The 18,576-nt window shown below is 38.6% G+C and carries 32 protein-coding genes; all 32 read left to right on the forward strand.

Annotation, left to right across the window (positions count from 1 at the left end; genetic code table 11):
* The first annotated feature begins 57 nt into the window (after positions 1-57).
* The 32 genes from rpsG to carA all read left to right on the forward strand — a co-directional run bounded on the left by rpsG (position 58) and on the right by carA (position 18,538).
* Positions 58-534 carry a 30S ribosomal protein S7 gene (rpsG, locus tag BLW28_RS04130; protein ID WP_073215347.1) on the forward strand — a complete coding sequence of 159 codons (477 nt, stop codon included), beginning with the start codon at positions 58-60 and terminating at the stop codon, positions 532-534.
* Between the two features lie 3 nt (positions 535-537).
* Positions 538-2,667, forward strand: coding sequence for an elongation factor G (gene fusA / locus BLW28_RS04135; protein ID WP_073215350.1), 2,130 nt, complete (start codon positions 538-540; stop codon positions 2,665-2,667).
* A gap of 11 nt (positions 2,668-2,678) precedes the next feature.
* The gene (gene rpsJ / locus BLW28_RS04140; protein ID WP_010181931.1) at positions 2,679-2,984 is read left to right on the forward strand and encodes a 30S ribosomal protein S10; all 306 of its coding nucleotides are present in this window, start codon (positions 2,679-2,681) and stop codon (positions 2,982-2,984) included.
* A 219-nt stretch (positions 2,985-3,203) separates the two neighbouring features.
* On the forward strand, positions 3,204-3,815 hold the full coding sequence (gene rplC / locus BLW28_RS04145) for a 50S ribosomal protein L3 (protein WP_073215353.1): 612 nt from the start codon (positions 3,204-3,206) through the stop codon (positions 3,813-3,815).
* Positions 3,815-4,444 (forward strand): 50S ribosomal protein L4, encoded by a 630-nt coding sequence (gene rplD, locus BLW28_RS04150; protein WP_073215356.1) that lies wholly within the window; start codon positions 3,815-3,817, stop codon positions 4,442-4,444. The genes rplC and rplD overlap by 1 nt, the downstream gene beginning before the upstream one ends.
* A gap of 7 nt (positions 4,445-4,451) precedes the next feature.
* Positions 4,452-4,742, forward strand: coding sequence for a 50S ribosomal protein L23 (gene rplW, locus BLW28_RS04155; protein ID WP_073215359.1), 291 nt, complete (start codon positions 4,452-4,454; stop codon positions 4,740-4,742).
* A 26-nt stretch (positions 4,743-4,768) separates the two neighbouring features.
* Positions 4,769-5,593, forward strand: a complete 825-nt coding sequence (rplB, locus tag BLW28_RS04160; RefSeq protein WP_073215364.1) for a 50S ribosomal protein L2 — start codon at positions 4,769-4,771, stop codon at positions 5,591-5,593.
* Between the two features lie 3 nt (positions 5,594-5,596).
* A complete protein-coding gene (rpsS, locus tag BLW28_RS04165; protein WP_073215367.1) occupies positions 5,597-5,875 on the forward strand; it encodes a 30S ribosomal protein S19 in 279 nt (92 codons plus the stop codon).
* 6 nt (positions 5,876-5,881) lie between these two features.
* Positions 5,882-6,292, forward strand: a complete 411-nt coding sequence (rplV, locus tag BLW28_RS04170; protein ID WP_073215370.1) for a 50S ribosomal protein L22 — start codon at positions 5,882-5,884, stop codon at positions 6,290-6,292.
* 4 nt (positions 6,293-6,296) lie between these two features.
* On the forward strand, positions 6,297-7,022 hold the full coding sequence (gene rpsC / locus BLW28_RS04175; RefSeq protein WP_073215374.1) for a 30S ribosomal protein S3: 726 nt from the start codon (positions 6,297-6,299) through the stop codon (positions 7,020-7,022).
* Positions 7,023-7,040: 18 nt separating this feature from the next.
* Entirely contained in the window at positions 7,041-7,460 is a 420-nt protein-coding gene (rplP, locus tag BLW28_RS04180) for a 50S ribosomal protein L16 (protein WP_073215377.1), read from the forward strand.
* 10 nt (positions 7,461-7,470) lie between these two features.
* Positions 7,471-7,662, forward strand: a complete 192-nt coding sequence (gene rpmC, locus BLW28_RS04185) for a 50S ribosomal protein L29 (RefSeq protein ID WP_073215381.1) — start codon at positions 7,471-7,473, stop codon at positions 7,660-7,662.
* A gap of 15 nt (positions 7,663-7,677) precedes the next feature.
* Positions 7,678-7,941, forward strand: a complete 264-nt coding sequence (gene rpsQ / locus BLW28_RS04190) for a 30S ribosomal protein S17 (RefSeq protein WP_073215385.1) — start codon at positions 7,678-7,680, stop codon at positions 7,939-7,941.
* 2 nt (positions 7,942-7,943) lie between these two features.
* Positions 7,944-8,312, forward strand: coding sequence for a 50S ribosomal protein L14 (rplN, locus tag BLW28_RS04195; RefSeq protein ID WP_073215387.1), 369 nt, complete (start codon positions 7,944-7,946; stop codon positions 8,310-8,312).
* A gap of 13 nt (positions 8,313-8,325) precedes the next feature.
* Complete coding sequence (gene rplX, locus BLW28_RS04200) at positions 8,326-8,640, forward strand: 50S ribosomal protein L24 (protein ID WP_073215579.1); 315 nt, start codon at positions 8,326-8,328, stop codon at positions 8,638-8,640.
* A 2-nt stretch (positions 8,641-8,642) separates the two neighbouring features.
* Entirely contained in the window at positions 8,643-9,194 is a 552-nt protein-coding gene (gene rplE / locus BLW28_RS04205) for a 50S ribosomal protein L5 (RefSeq protein ID WP_073215390.1), read from the forward strand.
* Between the two features lie 3 nt (positions 9,195-9,197).
* A complete protein-coding gene (rpsN, locus tag BLW28_RS04210; RefSeq protein WP_073215393.1) occupies positions 9,198-9,467 on the forward strand; it encodes a 30S ribosomal protein S14 in 270 nt (89 codons plus the stop codon).
* Positions 9,468-9,587: 120 nt separating this feature from the next.
* Complete coding sequence (rpsH, locus tag BLW28_RS04215) at positions 9,588-9,989, forward strand: 30S ribosomal protein S8 (RefSeq protein WP_073215396.1); 402 nt, start codon at positions 9,588-9,590, stop codon at positions 9,987-9,989.
* A gap of 15 nt (positions 9,990-10,004) precedes the next feature.
* Positions 10,005-10,547, forward strand: a complete 543-nt coding sequence (gene rplF, locus BLW28_RS04220) for a 50S ribosomal protein L6 (RefSeq protein ID WP_073215399.1) — start codon at positions 10,005-10,007, stop codon at positions 10,545-10,547.
* Between the two features lie 68 nt (positions 10,548-10,615).
* The gene (rplR, locus tag BLW28_RS04225) at positions 10,616-10,972 is read left to right on the forward strand and encodes a 50S ribosomal protein L18 (protein WP_073215402.1); all 357 of its coding nucleotides are present in this window, start codon (positions 10,616-10,618) and stop codon (positions 10,970-10,972) included.
* A gap of 8 nt (positions 10,973-10,980) precedes the next feature.
* Positions 10,981-11,505 (forward strand): 30S ribosomal protein S5, encoded by a 525-nt coding sequence (rpsE, locus tag BLW28_RS04230; protein ID WP_073215405.1) that lies wholly within the window; start codon positions 10,981-10,983, stop codon positions 11,503-11,505.
* 12 nt (positions 11,506-11,517) lie between these two features.
* Entirely contained in the window at positions 11,518-11,697 is a 180-nt protein-coding gene (rpmD, locus tag BLW28_RS04235; protein ID WP_073215408.1) for a 50S ribosomal protein L30, read from the forward strand.
* Positions 11,698-11,708: 11 nt separating this feature from the next.
* Positions 11,709-12,161, forward strand: a complete 453-nt coding sequence (gene rplO, locus BLW28_RS04240; RefSeq protein WP_073215411.1) for a 50S ribosomal protein L15 — start codon at positions 11,709-11,711, stop codon at positions 12,159-12,161.
* Positions 12,162-12,172: 11 nt separating this feature from the next.
* Positions 12,173-13,516, forward strand: coding sequence for a preprotein translocase subunit SecY (gene secY, locus BLW28_RS04245; RefSeq protein WP_073215414.1), 1,344 nt, complete (start codon positions 12,173-12,175; stop codon positions 13,514-13,516).
* A gap of 99 nt (positions 13,517-13,615) precedes the next feature.
* Entirely contained in the window at positions 13,616-13,831 is a 216-nt protein-coding gene (infA, locus tag BLW28_RS04250) for a translation initiation factor IF-1 (protein ID WP_073215417.1), read from the forward strand.
* Between the two features lie 92 nt (positions 13,832-13,923).
* Positions 13,924-14,040 carry a type B 50S ribosomal protein L36 gene (ykgO, locus tag BLW28_RS04255; RefSeq protein WP_009779203.1) on the forward strand — a complete coding sequence of 39 codons (117 nt, stop codon included), beginning with the start codon at positions 13,924-13,926 and terminating at the stop codon, positions 14,038-14,040.
* 3 nt (positions 14,041-14,043) lie between these two features.
* A complete protein-coding gene (gene rpsM, locus BLW28_RS04260; RefSeq protein ID WP_073215421.1) occupies positions 14,044-14,418 on the forward strand; it encodes a 30S ribosomal protein S13 in 375 nt (124 codons plus the stop codon).
* Between the two features lie 11 nt (positions 14,419-14,429).
* Entirely contained in the window at positions 14,430-14,831 is a 402-nt protein-coding gene (gene rpsK / locus BLW28_RS04265) for a 30S ribosomal protein S11 (protein WP_073215424.1), read from the forward strand.
* Positions 14,832-14,989: 158 nt separating this feature from the next.
* The gene (gene rpsD / locus BLW28_RS04270; protein ID WP_073215426.1) at positions 14,990-15,595 is read left to right on the forward strand and encodes a 30S ribosomal protein S4; all 606 of its coding nucleotides are present in this window, start codon (positions 14,990-14,992) and stop codon (positions 15,593-15,595) included.
* 21 nt (positions 15,596-15,616) lie between these two features.
* The gene (locus BLW28_RS04275; protein WP_073215429.1) at positions 15,617-16,609 is read left to right on the forward strand and encodes a DNA-directed RNA polymerase subunit alpha; all 993 of its coding nucleotides are present in this window, start codon (positions 15,617-15,619) and stop codon (positions 16,607-16,609) included.
* Positions 16,610-16,750: 141 nt separating this feature from the next.
* A complete protein-coding gene (gene rplQ, locus BLW28_RS04280) occupies positions 16,751-17,242 on the forward strand; it encodes a 50S ribosomal protein L17 (RefSeq protein ID WP_073215434.1) in 492 nt (163 codons plus the stop codon).
* Between the two features lie 174 nt (positions 17,243-17,416).
* A complete protein-coding gene (gene carA, locus BLW28_RS04285; RefSeq protein WP_073215439.1) occupies positions 17,417-18,538 on the forward strand; it encodes a glutamine-hydrolyzing carbamoyl-phosphate synthase small subunit in 1,122 nt (373 codons plus the stop codon).
* Positions 18,539-18,576 lie beyond the last annotated feature (38 nt).

Genomic DNA, 18,576 nt, shown 5'->3' on the forward strand with positions numbered 1-18,576 from the left:
GGGTTAAGCGTTAAATACTTTAAAGAAAATTAGCGTTTACCATTAACAAAACAACAAATGAGAAAAAAACAGGCCAAAAAAAGACCTCTTTTGCCAGATCCAAGGTTTAACGACCAGTTGGTTACGCGTTTCGTAAACAACATGATGTGGGACGGAAAAAAGAGTGTGGCTTTCAAAGTTTTCTATGATGCAATGGACATTGTAGAAGAAAAAAAGCAAGACGACGAAAAAACAGCATTGGAATTATGGAAAGAAGCTTTATCTAACGTTATGCCTCACGTAGAAGTACGTAGCCGTAGAGTTGGTGGAGCAACATTTCAAATACCTATGCAGATTCGTCCAGACCGCAAAATTGCAACTGCAATGAAGTGGTTAATTACTTATTCTAGAAAAAGAAACGAGAAGTCTATGGCTGCAAAACTTGCGGCGGAAGTTCTCGCTGCTTCTAAAGAAGAAGGTGCTGCGGTAAAGAAACGCTTAGATACACACAAAATGGCAGAAGCTAATAAAGCATTCTCACATTTCAGATTCTAAACAATGGGAAGAGACTTAACTTATACAAGAAATATCGGAATTGCCGCGCATATTGACGCCGGTAAAACTACAACTACAGAACGAATACTATTTTATACTGGTGTAAACCATAAAATGGGGGAAACTCACGAAGGTTCAGCAACTATGGACTGGATGGAGCAAGAGCAAGAGCGTGGTATTACAATTACCTCTGCTGCTACTACTTGTAAGTGGAAGTTTCCAATGGAAAACGGAGAGCCGTTGCCAGAAACAAAAGAATATCACTTTAATATTATTGACACTCCGGGTCACGTTGATTTTACCGTAGAGGTGAATCGTTCATTACGTGTGCTTGACGGATTGGTGTTTTTATTTAGTGCGGTTGATGGTGTTGAGCCACAATCTGAAACTAACTGGAGGTTAGCTGATAATTACAAGGTGCCTCGTATTGGTTTCGTAAACAAAATGGATCGTAACGGATCTAACTTCCTTGCGGTTTGCGAGCAAGTTAAAGAAATGTTAGGTTCTAATGCGGTGCCTATTGTTTTGCCTTTAGGTGAAGAAGCAGACTTTAAAGGTATTGTTGATCTTGTGAAAAACCGTGCTATTGTTTGGCACGAGGATTCGTTTGGATCTACTTTTGACGTAGTGCCGATTCCTGAAGATATGAAAGAGGAAGTGCGTCTGTATCGCGGTAAGCTTATTGAAGAAGTTGCTGCTTATGACGAAGAACTTCTTGAGAAATATATGGAAGACGAAGAGTCTATTACTGAAGAAGAAGTGCACGCTGCGCTTCGTGCTGCCGTAATGGATATGAGTATTATTCCAATGATTTGCGGGTCTTCTTTTAAAAACAAAGGAGTTCAGTTTTTAATTGATGGTGTTTGTCGTTACCTTCCTTCTCCAATGGATAAAGACGGAATCGTAGGGGTGAATCCTGATACTGAAAAAGAAGAATTGCGTAAGCCAAGTGTGGATGAACCGTTTGCCGCGCTTGCGTTTAAGATTGCAACCGATCCATTTGTTGGTCGTTTGGCTTTCTTCCGTACATACTCTGGTCATTTGGATGCAGGTTCTTATGTTTTAAATAACCGTACAGGGAATAAAGAACGTATATCACGTATATACCAAATGCACGCTAACAAGCAAAATGCAATTGACTTTATTGAAGCTGGAGATATTGGTGCTGCTGTAGGTTTTAAAGATATTAAAACTGGTGATACCCTTACCGCTGAAAAACATCCTATCATTTTAGAGAGCATGGACTTCCCTGACCCAGTAATTGGTGTTGCGGTCGAGCCAAAAACTAAAGCTGATGTCGATAAATTAGGTATGGCTTTATCAAAGCTTGCCGAAGAAGATCCAACATTCCAAGTACGTACAGACGAAGCATCTGGACAAACTATTATATCTGGAATGGGCGAGCTTCACTTAGATGTTCTTATCGACCGTTTGCGTCGTGAGTTTAAAGTAGAAGTTAGCCAAGGTCAGCCACAAGTTGAGTACAAAGAAGCTGTTACAAAAGCTGCAGATCACAGAGAAGTTTACAAAAAACAATCTGGTGGTCGTGGTAAATTTGCTGACATTGTCTTTACTCTTGAGCCGGCTGAAGAAGGTAAATTAGGATTGGAATTCGTAAACGCGGTTAAAGGTGGTAACGTACCAAAAGAATTTATTCCTTCTGTAGAAAAAGGATTCAAAGCTGCTATGGTTAATGGACCGCTCGCAGGTTTTGAGGTTGATAGTATGAAAGTTACTTTAAAAGATGGTTCGTTCCACCCTGTGGATTCTGATGCTTTATCTTTTGAATTAGCTGCAAAAATTGGTTTCAAAGAAGTTGCTAAGAAAGCCGGAGCTGTAATTCTTGAACCTATAATGAAACTTGAGGTGCTTACACCTGAAGAGAATATGGGTGATATAGTAGGTGACCTTAACCGTCGTCGTGGAACAATCTCTAGTATGAGTGACCGTGCCGGTGCGAAAGTTGTTAAAGCCGAAGTGCCACTTTCTGAAATGTTCGGATATGTAACTACATTAAGAACGTTGTCATCAGGTCGTGCTACTTCAACAATGGAATTTTCACATTATGCTCAAACTCCTTCAAATATTTCTGAAGAGGTTATAGCAGCAGCAAAAGGAACCGCTAACGTATAATAATTTCAGCAATGAGTCAAAAAATAAGAATTAAACTAAAATCTTACGATCACAATTTGGTGGACAAATCTGCTGAGAAAATCGTTAAGACTGTAAAGAGTACTGGAGCCGTTGTTACAGGTCCAATCCCTTTGCCAACACATAAAAAAATCTTTACTGTATTGCGTTCTCCGCACGTTAACAAGAAGAGTAGAGAACAATTTCAATTAAGTTCGTACAAGAGACTATTGGATATCTACAGTTCTTCCTCAAAAACAATTGACGCTCTAATGAAGTTAGAGTTGCCAAGTGGGGTAGAGGTAGAGATAAAAGTGTGATAATTCCCGTGAAGGCGGGAATCTCATGTTCTGAAATTCGAATCATGAGAGTCCTGCCTTCGCAGGAGTGTAAAATGTCCTAAGCTCGTAAGCAAAGGAAAAACGGTAAACAAAGTAATATTCGGGATCGGAATTATTTTGATCCCGTTTCTTTTAAAAGGAAAATCGCGATGTATCGCATTTCAAAATAAATTAATAATAATCAATAAATAATTAAATATGTCTGGGTTAATTGGAAGAAAGATAGGGATGACCAGCATCTTTGACGAGAACGGGAAGAATATTCCTTGTACCGTTATTGAAGCAGGACCCTGTGTTGTCACCCAAGTCAGAACCAAAGAGGTTGACGGGTACAACGCTCTTCAACTTGGTTTCGATGACAAGAAGACTGTTACTAAAGCTGCTGAAGGGCATGCTAAAAAAGCAGGAACCGTTGCAAAACGCAAAGTCGCCGAATTCAAGAATTTTGAAGAGAAATACAAATTAGGTGACACAATCACTGTGGAGCATTTTATTGAAGGTGAATTCGTGGATATCGCGGGTACATCTAAAGGTAAAGGTTTTCAGGGAGTTGTTAAACGTCACGGTTTTGGCGGTGTAGGCCAAGCCACACACGGTCAGCACAACCGTTTACGCGCACCAGGTTCTATTGGAGCTGCATCATATCCTGCGAGAGTTTTCAAAGGAATGAAAATGGCCGGCCAAATGGGGAACGAAAGAGTGAAAATTGATAATTTAAAAGTTTTGAAAGTAGTTCCTGAAAAGAATCTACTTGTGGTAAAAGGAGCTATTCCTGGCCATAAAAACTCTTATGTAACGATCGAGAAATAATGAAGGTAGCTGTATTAGATATAAACGGAAAAGACACAGGTAGAAAAGTTGAACTTTCTGCTGATGTGTTCGGAATAGAGCCTAATAACCATGCGGTGTATCTTGATGTAAAGCAATATCTTGCCAATCAAAGACAAGGTACGCATAAGTCAAAAGAACGCGCTGAAATAGCTGGGTCTACTAGAAAAATAAAGAAACAAAAAGGAACTGGTACTGCTCGAGCGGGTAGTATTAAATCAGGTATTTTTAAAGGTGGTGGTAGAATGTTTGGACCACGCCCAAGAAACTATTCTTTTAAACTTAACAAGAACTTAAAGCGTTTGGCACGTAAATCGGCACTTTCGATGAAGGCTAACGAAAATGCAATTGTTGTGGTTGAAGACATCAATTTCGATGCTCCAAAAACAAAGAATTTCACCGCAGTTTTAAAAGGATTGGGTCTTGATGGCAAAAAATCTTTATTTGTGTTGGGAGACTTAAATAATAATGTATATTTGTCCTCTCGCAATTTGAAAGGTACTGAAGTTGTAACAAACTCACATCTAAGTACTTGTAAAATTATGAATGCAAACAGTGTAGTGCTGTTTGAAGGTTCTTTGGAAGGAATTGAAACAAACTTAAGTAAATAGAAACGAGATGAACATCTTAATTAAACCTATAATTACGGAAAAAGCCACCAAAATAGCCGAAGATGATAATGTCTTCACTTTCGAGGTGCACCCGAAGGCGAATAAGGTAGAAATCAAGAAAGCGGTCGAGGCTGCCTACGGAGTTTCTATTGAAAAAGTTCGCACAATAAATATCCGCCCTAATAGGAAAACCCGTTATACAAAAACAGGTGTCCAGACTGGTAAAACGAATGCTTGGAAAAAAGCAATCGTACAGGTGGCGGAAGGTGATACAATAGATTTTTACAGTAACATCTAAGGTAACTTAGAGCTAATTAGACAAGAATGTCAGTAAGAAAATTAAAGCCAGTCACCCCAGGTCAGCGTTTTAGGGTTGTAAATGGTTTTGACGCCATTACAACCGATAAGCCGGAGAAATCACTGATTGCTCCGATGAAAAAATCTGGTGGTAGAAACAGTCAAGGTAAAATGACTATCCGAAATGTCGGAGGAGGTCATAAAAGAAGATATCGAATTATCGATTTTAAACGTGACAAGTCAGGTGTTCCTGCAACTGTCGCAAGTATTGAATACGATCCAAACCGTACGGCGTTTATCGCGCTTTTAAACTATCAAGATGGTGAAAAGCGATATGTAATTGCGCAAAGCGGACTACAAGTTGGGCAAAATATCGTTTCTGGAGATTCAGTTGCTCCAGAAATTGGAAACGCAATGCCACTTTCGGCAATCCCTTTAGGTACAATTATTTCCTGTATAGAACTTCGTCCTGGGCAAGGAGCTGTAATGGCTCGTAGCGCTGGTGCTTTTGCACAATTAATGGCTCGAGACGGAAAATTTGCAACGGTTAAGTTGCCGTCAGGAGAAACTAGATTGGTTTTGGCCAACTGTTTGGCTACTGTGGGAGCGGTTTCAAATCATGACCATCAATTGTTGGTTTCTGGTAAAGCCGGACGTAGCAGATGGTTAGGTAGAAGACCAAGAACAAGACCAGTAGCAATGAACCCTGTGGATCACCCAATGGGAGGTGGTGAAGGCCGTGCATCTGGAGGTCACCCACGTTCTAGAAATGGAGTTCCAGCTAAAGGCTATAGAACTCGTACAAGAACGAAATCAAGTAATAAATATATCTTAGAACGTAGAAAGAAGTAAGTTATGGCAAGATCGTTAAAAAAAGGACCGTACGTTCATTATAAATTAGACCGTAAAGTTGAGCAAAATATTCAGGATAATAAGAAGACCGTTATCAAAACTTGGTCACGTGCTTCAATGATTACTCCAGATTTTGTTGGTCAGACCATCGCTGTTCACAACGGGCGTCAATTTGTTCCTGTGTATGTAACAGAGAACATGGTTGGACATAAACTAGGAGAATTTTCACCTACAAGATCATTCCGTGGTCACGCAGGTGCTAAAAACAAAGGTAAAAAATAATAGGCCATGGGAGTTCGAAAAAGAGAAAGAGCAGAGCAAATCAAGGAAGCTAAGAAAAATATTTACTTGGCTAAATTGAATAATTGCCCCACTTCACCAAGAAAAATGCGTTTAATGGCAGACTTGGTACGTGGTGAGAAAATTGATAAAGCCCTTAATATATTGAAGTTTAGTTCAAAAGAATCTTCTCGTAAATTAGAGAAGTTACTTTTGTCAGCTATTAACAACTGGCAGCAAAAGAACGAAGATGCTTCAATAGAAGATGCAGATCTTTTTGTTAAGGAAATCCGAGTGGATGGTGGTACAATGTTGAAAAGACTTCGTCCAGCACCGCAAGGCCGTGCACACAGAATTAGAAAACGCTCCAACCACGTAACACTGGTATTGGCAGCTAACGATAACACACAAAGCAAATAATTAAATGGGACAGAAGACAAATCCAATCGGGAATCGCTTAGGTATCATTAGAGGTTGGGAATCCAACTGGTACGGAGGCAACGACTACGGCGATAAATTAGCCGAAGACGACAAGATCAGGAAGTATATCCACGCTCGTTTAAGTAAAGCTAGTGTGAGTAGAGTAATTATTGAGCGTACGCTTAAGCTTGTAACCGTTACTATAACCACAGCTCGTCCCGGTATCATTATCGGTAAAGGAGGTCAGGAAGTAGACAAGCTAAAAGAAGAGCTTAAAAAAATTACAGATAAAGAAGTACAGATCAACATCCATGAGATTAAAAGACCTGAACTTGATGCCTTTTTGGTAGCTGCGAGTATTGCACGCCAAATTGAAAGTCGTATTTCATACCGACGTGCAATTAAAATGGCAATCGCGGCAACAATGCGAATGAATGCAGAGGGTATTAAAGTTCAAATCTCTGGCCGTTTGAATGGTGCTGAAATGGCACGTTCAGAATCTTACAAAGAGGGTCGTATTCCTTTATCAACTTTTAGAGCCGATATTGACTACGCTTTAGTTGAGGCACACACTACTTATGGTAGATTGGGTGTTAAAGTATGGATTATGAAAGGCGAAGTATATGGAAAGAGAGAGCTTTCCCCACTAGTTGGTTTATCTACTGGCAAGAAAAGTGGTGGTAAAGGGGCTCAAGGACGCGGTGGCAATAAAGCACGTCGCAGAAAGTAATTTTTTAAATAGAAAAAAATGTTACAACCTAAAAGAACAAAATACCGTAAACATCAAAAGGGCCGTATGAAGGGTAATGCCGGACGAGGCAACCAACTTGCGTATGGAACCTTCGGTATTAAATCGTTGGAATCAGAATTTCTTACAGCAAGACAAATTGAGGCTGCCCGTATTGCTGCTACTCGTTTTATGAAAAGAGAAGGGTCTATCTGGATTATGATATTCCCAGATAAACCAATTACCAAAAAACCTCTTGAAGTACGTATGGGTAAAGGTAAAGGTGCTGTTGAATATTATGCAGCTGTTGTGAAACCAGGAAGAGTGCTATTTGAAATTAGTGGTGTTTCGGTTGAAGTAGCTAAAGAAGCTTTACGCCTTGCAGCACAAAAGCTTCCGGTTAAAACTAAATTTATAATGTCTCGGGATTTCCAAGCATAATTATTGACACATGAAACAATCAGAGATAAAAGACGCATCGACGGCTGAACTTCAGGAAGCATTGGTTGATTCCAGAAAGGCCTACGTAGACCTTAAAATGGCTCACACCATTTCACCTTTGGAAAATCCAATCCAACTTAGAACCCATAAAAGGGCGATAGCGCGAATAGCTACCGAATTAACTAAAAGAGAAGTGCAATAACTGTACAGCTGAAAGATGGAAGAAATTAAAAGAAATCTAAGAAAAGAACGTATAGGGGTAGTAACCAGTAACAAAATGGATAAGTCTATTGTTGTTGCAGAGGTGAAAAAAATTAAACACCCTATGTACGGAAAGTTCGTGACCAAAACTAAAAAGTATGTGGCACACGACGAGACAAACAACTGCAACGAAGGTGATAAAGTAAGGATTATGGAAACTCGTCCTTTAAGTAAAACCAAAAGTTGGAGATTAGTAGAAATAATTGAAAGAGCGAAGTAATTATGTTACAACAAGAATCAAGACTCAAAGTCGCAGATAATACCGGTGCAAAAGAAGTGCTTTGTATTCGTGTATTAGGCGGAACAAAAAGAAGATACGCTTCTATTGGTGATAAGATTGTAGTTTCTGTTAAAGAATCAACACCTAATGGAAATGTAAAGAAAGGAGCCGTTTCTACTGCAGTAGTAGTACGTACCAAGAAGGAAGTAAGAAGACCAGACGGTTCTTACATCCGTTTTGACGACAATGCGTGTGTGCTTTTAGGACCTCAAGGGGAAATGAAAGGAACTCGCGTTTTCGGACCAGTAGCAAGAGAGCTTCGCGACAAGCAATTTATGAAAATAGTATCATTGGCACCAGAGGTGCTTTAATATGAAAACTAAAATGACAAAGCTTAAAATAAAATCAGGAGATACAGTAGTAGTTACTGCCGGAGATCACAAAGGATCAGAAGGTAAGGTAATGAAGGTGTTCCTTGACAAAAACAAAGCAATCGTAGAGGGAGTAAATTTGGTTTCTAAACACGAGAAACCAAGTGCAAGTAATCCACAAGGTGGAATTACAAAAAAAGAAGCTCCAATCCATATTTCAAACCTTTCGTTGATTGATCCAAAATCTGGAAAAGCAACTCGTGTAGGTTATAAAATGGAAAATGGTAAGAAAGTACGGTTTTCAAAACAATCGAATCAAGCAATATAGTTATGGCATATTCACCAAGACTTAAAGAAGAGTACAAGAGCAGAGTGATTAATGCACTTACTGACGAATTTGGATACAAAAACGTCATGCAAGTACCGAAAATGAAGAGTATTGTTGTTTCCCGCGGCGTGGGGGCGGCAGTAGCTGATAAGAAACTTATTGACTATTCGGTTGATGAGTTTACTAAGATAACTGGGCAAAAAGCAGTACCAACTAACTCTAAAAAAGACGTTGCAAACTTCAAACTTCGTAAAGGAATGCCAATTGGTGTGAAAGTTACGTTGAGAGGTGACCGTATGTACGAATTTTTAGATAGATTAATTACTTCTGCTTTGCCAAGGGTACGTGACTTTAACGGAATTAAAGCAACTGGTTTTGACGGAAGAGGTAATTACTCTTTAGGTATTACTGAGCAAATTATCTTTCCAGAAATCGATATCGATAAAGTGAAGAAAATTGAAGGTATGAACATCACCTTTATTACCTCTGCACAAACCGATAAAGAAGCAAAATCATTATTGCAAGAATTGGGATTACCCTTTAAAAAGAACTAAGAGATGGCTAAAGAATCAATGAAAGCCCGTGAGGTGAAGAGACAAAAAATGGTAGCTAAGTATGCTGCTAAACGTAAAGCTTTAAAAGAAGCTGGCGATTGGGAAGGTCTACAAAAATTACCTAAAAATGCTTCACCAGTAAGGCTACACAATCGTTGCAAGCTTACCGGAAGACCGAGAGGATATATGAGAACCTTTGGAATTTCCCGTGTAACTTTCCGCGAAATGGCCAATCAAGGCCTTATACCAGGTGTAAGAAAAGCATCTTGGTAAAGACGCGAAGCATTGCGTCTCCACAGTGGTAGCATAACGTCTCCACAAAATGAAGAATATAAACTGGTTGAAGGTTTGTTCCGAACGTCGGACGAAAACCACTTCCGCAATTATTAATAAATGAATACAGATCCAATTTCAGATTATCTAACTCGCGTTAGAAATGCTGCTAAAGCTGGCCATCGCGTTGTAGAGATTCCAGCATCAAACCTCAAGAAAGAGATTACAAAAATCCTTTTCGACCAAGGCTTTATTTTAAGCTACAAATTTGATGACGAAAGTACCCCACAGGGTATCATCAAAATTGCGTTGAAATACGATAAGGTTTCTAAGGAACCAGTAATCAAAAAAATTCAAAGAATAAGTAAACCAGGTTTACGTAAATATGCAGGCTCTGCCGATCTTCCTCGTGTGCTTAATGGTCTTGGTATTGCAATTGTCTCAACTTCTTCGGGAGTTATGACTGGCAAACAAGCTAAAGCGCAAAATGTTGGAGGCGAAGTTTTATGTTACGTTTACTAAAAAAAAGACAAAGAAATGTCAAGAATAGGTAAAAGCCCGGTAGTAATCCCACAAGGAGTTACAGTTGATATTAAAGACAACGTAATTACCGTAAAAGGAAAGTTAGGTGAGTTATCTCAGGAATATGCTGATATAACTGTGAAAGTAGAAGATGGACACGTATTGCTGGAACGTCCTTCAGATTCTAAAGACCACACAGCAAAGCATGGTCTTTATAGATCCTTAATCAATAATATGGTTGAAGGTGTTAGCAAAGGATGGTCTAAAAACTTGGAATTGGTTGGTGTGGGTTACCGCGCGAGTACGCAAGGACAAAAATTGGATTTGGCTCTAGGCTTCTCTCACAACATCGTTTTGGACATCGCTCCAGAAGTGAAAGTTGAAACCGTATCAGATAAAGGTAAGAACCCAATAGTTAAATTGACTTCTCACGACAAACAGTTGGTAGGACAAGTAGCTGCAAAAATCCGTAGCTTCCGTAAACCAGAACCTTACAAAGGAAAAGGTATCAAATTCGTTGGAGAACAATTAAGAAGAAAAGCAGGAAAATCTGCATAATATTTTTTGGAAATTAAATTTAAGACAATATGTCTAAAATCTAAATCTAAAATCTAATATCTAAAAAAATGGCATTATCAAAGTACGAAAGAAGAGCTCGCCTGCGAATGAGAATAAGAAAAACTGTTGAGGGGACCGAAAGTCGCCCGCGTTTAGCTGTTTTCAGAAGCAATAAAGAAATATACGCTCAAATTATTGACGATGTAAACGGAAATACAATTACCGCTGCATCTTCAAGAGATAAAGATATTGACGCCTCAAATGTAAATAAAATTGAGGCTGCAAAAATGGTAGGGAAATTAATCGCAGAAAAAGCTGTAAAAGCTGGTGTTGAAACCATTGCTTTCGACAGAGGCGGTTACCTATATCACGGAAGAGTAAAATCATTAGCTGAAGGTGCACGTGAAGGTGGCCTTAAATTCTAAGCAGTATTATGTATCAAAATTATAAAAACGTAGAATTAGTAAAACCAGGAGGACTTGATTTAAAAGACCGTTTGGTTGGTGTACAACGTGTAACTAAAGTTACCAAAGGTGGTAGAGCTTTTGGGTTTTCAGCTATTGTAGTTGTTGGTGACGAGAAAGGAGTGGTAGGGCAAGGCCTTGGTAAATCTAAGGATGTTGCTAGTGCTATAGCAAAAGCTATTGAGGACGCTAAGAAAAACTTGGTTCGAATTCCATTAAACGACGTAACACTTCCACACGAACAAAAAGGTAAGTATGCCGGGGCTCGTGTTAACCTTATACCTGCTGCACCTGGTACTGGTGTAATTGCTGGAGGGGCTGTAAGAGCGGTGTTGGAGTCTCTAGGAGTTCACGATGTATTGTCAAAATCACAAGGATCGTCTAACCCACATAACGTGGTAAAGGCTACCTTTGATGCTCTTTTGCAAATGCGAAGCGCACAGACAATTGCCGATCAACGAGGAATTTCATTGAATAAAGTTTTCAACGGTTAATAATAAATTGAGATGGCAAAAATTAAAGTAACAAAGGTTAAAAGTGCAATTAATCGCCCCAAAAACCAAAAGCAAATTTTGGAAGCGTTGGGTCTTAGTAAAATTGGACAAACCGTAGAACACGATGATTCACCAAGCATTCTTGGTATGGTCAATAAAGTTAATCACTTGGTTTCTGTTGAAACCGTATAAGGACACGAAAAATGAATTTAAGTAACTTACAACCCGCCGCAGGATCGGCGAAAAACAAAGGCAAGCGAGTAGGTCGCGGACAAGGTTCCGGTAAAGGTGGTACTGCCACCCGAGGACACAAAGGTGCAAAATCACGCTCTGGATATTCCAAAAAACTTGGATTTGAAGGAGGACAAATGCCCCTTCAACGTCGTGTGCCTAAATTTGGTTTCACAAACATTAACCGTAAGGAGTATAAAGGTATAAACATTGACACGTTGCAACAACTAGTTGACGACGGAAAAATTAAAGATACCGTAGACTTTGAAACTATATTTGGTTTGGGTCTTGCCGGCAAGAATGAAATGGTTAAGATTTTAGGAAGAGGAGAACTAAAGGCAAAACTTAAAGTATCAGCACACAAATTTACTGCGTCAGCTAAGAAAGCTATAGAAGCTGCTGGTGGGGAAGTAGTAACATTGTAATAAGGATAAGGATGAAATTTATCGATACCTTAAAAAATGTTTGGAAAATAGAGGAGTTGCGTAATCGCATCTTACTTACCTTAGGAATGCTATTAGTGTACCGTTTTGGTGCGCAGGTAGTGCTTCCTGGGATTGATGCAGATATGCTAAAGCAATTTGCAGGTAATTTTGAAGGTGGTGGATTAGGTAGTTTATTAAACGCATTTACAGGAGGGGCTTTTGCCAATGCTTCTGTTTTTGCTTTGGGTATTATGCCATATATTTCTGCTTCTATTGTAGTACAGTTAATGCAAATTGCTGTACCGTACCTACAGAAATTACAGAAAGAAGGTGAAAGTGGACGTAAAAAAATCAATCAAATTACTCGTTGGTTAACAATTGGTATTTGTTTGGTTCAAGCACCAAGTTATCTTGCAGGGCTTCCAGCAATGGGAGTACCAGCTGAAGCTTTCGTAATGGGTCAAAGTGTAATGTTCTATGTTTCTTCGGTTATTATATTAGTTACAGGAACTATCTTTGCAATGTGGTTAGGAGAAAAAATCACGGATAAAGGTATCGGAAACGGAATATCCATCCTAATTATGGTGGGGATTATCGCAAGGCTGCCTCAATCATTCGCTCAGGAATTTGTTTCTAGAGTAAGTGATTCAAACGGTGGCTTAATTATGGTGCTTATTGAATTGGCAATATGGTTTATTATTATTTTACTATCAGTTATGTTAGTAATGGCTGTTCGTAAAATACCAGTTCAATACGCTAGAAGAACCGCTAGTGGTGGTTATGAAAAAAATATCTTTGGTGCACGTCAATTTATTCCTTTAAAGCTGAACGCTTCTGGGGTAATGCCAATTATCTTTGCTCAAGCAATTATGTTTGTGCCTTCTGCTGTAGCAAGTCTTTCAGAAAGCGATTTCGCCCAAGGAGTACAAGCTACATTTAGTGATATTTTTGGACTTTGGTATAACGTAGTATTTGCATTGTTGATTATTATATTCACATATTTCTATACTGCAATCACAGTACCTACCAATAAAATGGCAGACGATCTTAAGCGTAGTGGCGGATTTATTCCGGGAATTAAACCGGGAAGCCAAACAGGGGAATATCTAGACAAAATTATGTCTCAGATAACGCTTCCAGGGTCTATATTCTTAGCCTTAATTGCTATATTTCCTGCCTTTGTGGTAAAATTGATGGACGTTCAACAGGGATGGGCATTATTTTACGGTGGTACATCACTACTTATTATGGTAGGTGTTGCTATTGACACAATGCAGCAAGTAAACTCCTATTTGTTAAATCGTCATTATGATGGTTTAATGAAGAGTGGTAAGAATAGAAAAGCTGTAGCATAAATTAAGCAAAAGTGTTTATTGACTTTAGGTAAGATTTGCTTATATTAAAGTTGATAACAAACGCAAATAGAAATAAACTTTTAAAGTTAAATACTAAAAATGGCTAAACAGAACGCAATTGAACAAGATGGGAGCATCGTTGAAGCACTTTCAAATGCAATGTTCCGTGTGGAATTGGAAAACGGTCACGTGGTGACTGCGCACATATCTGGTAAGATGCGTATGCACTATATAAAATTGTTGCCGGGCGATAAGGTAAAGCTCGAAATGAGTCCGTACGACTTAACCAAGGCAAGAATTACCTATAGATACTAACACAACGGACCTTGCGGTTCATTAACAAAAAACAAAAGGGAATTGGAACCTATATTTCTAATCCCTTCTTTTGACAATTAAAAATTAGAGAGATGAAAGTAAGAGCATCCGTAAAAAAGAGAAGTGCCGACTGCAAAATTGTTCGCAGAAAAGGCAGATTATATGTAATTAACAAAAAGAACCCAAAGTTCAAACAAAGACAAGGATAAGTTATGGCAAGAATCGCAGGTGTAGATATCCCGAAGCACAAAAGGGGTGTAATCGCGTTAACGTATATCTTCGGAATCGGTAGAAGCCGTGCCCAAGATATTCTGAAAAAAGCCGAAGTTGACGAAGACAAAAAAGTAAACGAATGGAATGATGATGAAATCAGTGCCATTCGTGAAGCGGTAGGGTCTTTCAAAATTGAAGGTGAATTACGTAGTGAAGTTCAATTAAGCATCAAACGCTTAATGGATATTGGTTGTTACAGAGGTATTCGACACAGATCGGGTCTTCCATTGAGAGGACAACGTACAAAGAATAACTCTCGTACTAGAAAAGGAAGACGTAAAACAGTCGCTAACAAGAAAAAAGTGACTAAATAAAACCTAAGGTAATGGCAAAGACAAGTCAAAAAACTACAAAATCAGTTAAAAAACGTAAGGTTAATGTTGAATCAGTTGGCGAAGCACATATTACAGCTTCTTTCAACAACATTATCGTATCGTTGACAAATAAGAACGGAGATGTTATCTCTTGGTCTTCGGCCGGTAAAATGGGCTTCCGTGGATCTAAGAAAAACACTCCTTATGCAGCTCAATTGGCATCAGAAGAATGTGCTAAAGTTGCTCACGATGCAGGATTGCGCAAAGTAAAGGTATATGTTAAAGGTCCAGGTAACGGTAGAGAATCTGCCATTCGATCTATCCACAATTCGGGTATCGAAGTTACCGAAATCATCGACGTAACCCCAATGCCGCATAACGGCTGTCGTCCTCCAAAAAGACGAAGAGTTTAACCAAGTACGATTTTTAGATGTACGATTTAAGATTGCAAAATCTAAAATCGTACATCGTAAATCAAAAATTTATTAATAAGTATCAACTGAAGATCTATAAAAACTAGAGGATAGCATAAGACCTTAATTTAGTTTCTCTTCAAAACCTTAAATTAGAAATGGCAAGATATACTGGTCCAAAAACTAAAATCGCTCGTAAATTCGGCGAAGCAATCTTCGGAGACGACAAATCTTTCGAAAAAAGAAATTACCCTCCAGGACAACACGGTAACACCCGTCGTCGTGGAAAGAAATCTGAGTACGCAATTCAACTTGCTGAAAAGCAAAAAACAAAATATACTTACGGTATTTTAGAGCGTCAGTTCAGAAACATGTTTAAGAAAGCAAACGCTGCTCCTGGAATTACAGGTCAAGTATTGCTTCAAATGTGTGAATCACGCTTAGACAACGTGGTGTATAGAATGGGGATTTCTCCAACTCGTTCTGGTGCTAGACAATTGGTTTCACACTGTCATATTACCGTAAATGGTAATAAAGTAAACATTCCTTCTTATCAGTTAAAAGCTGGTGACGTTGTGGGTGTAAGAGAAAAATCAAAGTCTCTTGTAGCAATTAACGACTCATTGGCTAATGCCAATCGCGTTTACGAATGGATTACCTGGAATGGCGAGAAAAAGGAAGGGACTTTTGTTTCTGTTCCTGAGCGTATCCAGATTCCAGAAAACATCAACGAACAATTGATCGTTGAATTATATTCTAAATAATAAAAACACAGAAAGTCAATTATGGCAATATTTAGTTTTCAGAAGCCTGATAAAGTTATAATGGTAACTTCAACCGATTTCGAAGGAAAGTTTGAATTCCGTCCTTTGGAACCTGGTTATGGACTTACTATTGGTAACGCATTAAGACGCGTACTGCTTTCCTCATTGGAAGGATTCGCCATTACTTCGGTTCGAATCGAAAGTGTGGATCACGAATTTTCTACAATCGCAGGAGTAGTAGAAGATGTTACCGAAATTATATTGAACCTAAAGCAAGTTCGTTTCAAAAGACAGATTGATGAAGTAGATAACGAAACAGTTACTATTTCTATTTCAGGAAAAGAACAGCTGAAAGCTGGAGATTTCCAGAAATTCATTTCAGGATTCCAAGTATTGAACCCAGATTTGGTTATCTGTAATATGGACCCTAAAGTGAACCTTAACTTCGAAATTACTATCGAAAAAGGTCGCGGATATGTTCCTGCTGAAGAAAACAAGAAAGCAAATGCACCTCTTGGAACTATCTTTATGGACTCAATATATACGCCAATCAAAAACGTGAAGTACAGTATTGAGAACTTCCGTGTTGAACAGAAAACCGATTATGAAAAATTAGTTTTCGAAATTCAATCTGATGGTTCTATTCATCCTAAAGATGCTTTAACTGAAGCAGCGAAAACCTTAATTCACCACTTTATGTTGTTCAGCGATGAGCGAATAACTTTAGAAGCTGATGAAATTGCACAAACTGAAACGTATGACGAGGAATCACTTCACATGCGTCAGTTATTGAAAACAAAATTAGTAGATATGGATCTTTCGGTTCGTGCGCTAAACTGTTTAAAAGCTGCAGAGGTTGATACCTTGGGTGACCTTGTATCTTACAACAAAAACGACTTGATGAAATTCAGAAACTTTGGTAAAAAATCACTTACAGAGCTTGAAGAGCTAGTAAGCGTTAAAGGCCTTGACTTCGGGATGGATCTTGCAAAGTATAAATTAGATAAAGACTAGAGGATTTTAGATTTTGGATTTACGATTTTAAATTTCTGAAATCGTAAATCTGAAATCGTAATTCTGAAATTAATTTAACCCATCATATTTTGCTCTCGGCCGCAGCCGATTTGGTAGCAAGATGATGAAATCAAAAATGTCATGAGACACGGAAAAAAAAACAATCACTTAGGAAGAAAAACAGCCCATAGACACTCAATGTTAGCTAATATGGCGAGTTCTTTAATTGAGCATAAAAGAATCAACACCACTGTTGCAAAGGCAAAAGCCTTAAAGCAATTTGTTGAGCCATTAATAACTAAGTCTAAAGGAGACACTACCCAAAATCGTCGTTTAGTTATGGCTAAACTACGTCAGAAAGATGCCGTAGTAGAGCTTTTTAGAACAGTAGCGCCAAAAGTTGGTGACCGTCCTGGAGGTTATACTCGTATTATTAAGTTGGGTAATAGACTAGGTGATAACGCTGATATGGCTATGATAGAACTTGTAGATTTTAACGAAATTTACAACGCTGGAAAAGCTACCAAGAAGAAATCTACTCGTAGAGGCCGTCGTGGAAGTGGTGCAGGAAGTGAAGCAGCAAAAGCGGCTCCTGCAGCAAGCACTAAAGAGGCAAATAAAGAAGAAGAATAAATGAAATTAGTTTCATTATGTTACAAAGGGATAAGCGTTTTCGTTTATCCCTTTTTTTATACTATTTTTGCAAATAATTTTGAAATACTGGATGCTTGGTGATGGATGTTTTTAACCTGAAACTTGATACCAGCCTGTTCGTCAAAAGGCAGGAAATCTGAAACCCTTCAAATAATGAAATACGAAACACGTAAAAAAGCATTTATCCTATTGGCAGATGGCACCATTTTTTATGGAAAAGCTGTTGGCAACAAAGAAGGTTCGGCCTTTGGAGAAGTTTGTTTTAACACCGGAATGACCGGGTACGAAGAGATTTTTACAGATCCTTCATACCACGGACAAATTATGGTTGCAACTTCGGCTCACATTGGAAATTATGGAATTAGTCACGAAGAAATTGAATCTGAAGGAATAAAAATTTCTGGTTTAGTAGTTCGAAATTTCAGCTACCATTATTCTCGCCCTGCAGCAGATGGTTCCTTAGAAGAATTCTTAGATAAGAATAATTTATTAGCTATTAGCGATGTAGATACAAGAGCTCTGGTAATTTACATTCGCGAAAACGGAGCTATGAACGCTGTTATTTCTACCGAGGTCGATAACATTCAAGAACTAAAAAAACAATTAGCAGATTTCCCTAAAATGGACGGTCTTGAACTGGCTTCCAAAGTGTCGACCACAGAACCCTATTTCTATGGAAATGAAAATGCAAAATATAAAATCTCTGCCCTTGATTTGGGTATAAAGAAGAATATACTTCGTCGTCTTGCCGAGCGCGATTGCTACGTTAAGGTTTTTCCTTATAATTCAAGTTTTTCAGACTTAAAATCGTTTAATCCAGACGGTTATTTTATTTCAAACGGACCTGGAGACCCACAACCTTTAAAAGGGGCGATCGAAGTTGTTAAAACTATTTTAAATAAAGAGTTACCAATGTTTGGAATTTGCTTGGGTCACCAAATGTTGGCTTTAGCAAATGGTATTTCTACTTATAAAATGCACAACGGACATCGCGGAATTAACCACCCTGTAATGAATTTATTGACCGGAAAAGGTGAAATCACATCTCAAAATCACGGTTTTGCTATCAATAGAGAAGAGGCTGAAGCCAATCCAGATATTGAAATAACACATATCCATTTAAATGACAATACTGCGGCGGGTATTCGAATGAAAAACAAACCTGCTTTCTCAGTTCAGTATCACCCTGAAGCTAGTCCAGGACCGCACGATGCGTCCTATTTATTCGACCAGTTCATAGATAATATTGAAAAATATAAAACACAAACTGTATAATATTTCTTGACCCCAAAGGTTTTCAAAATCTTTGGGGT

Source organism: Aequorivita viscosa, from assembly GCF_900106795.1.
GTDB lineage: Bacteria > Bacteroidota > Bacteroidia > Flavobacteriales > Flavobacteriaceae > Aequorivita > Aequorivita viscosa.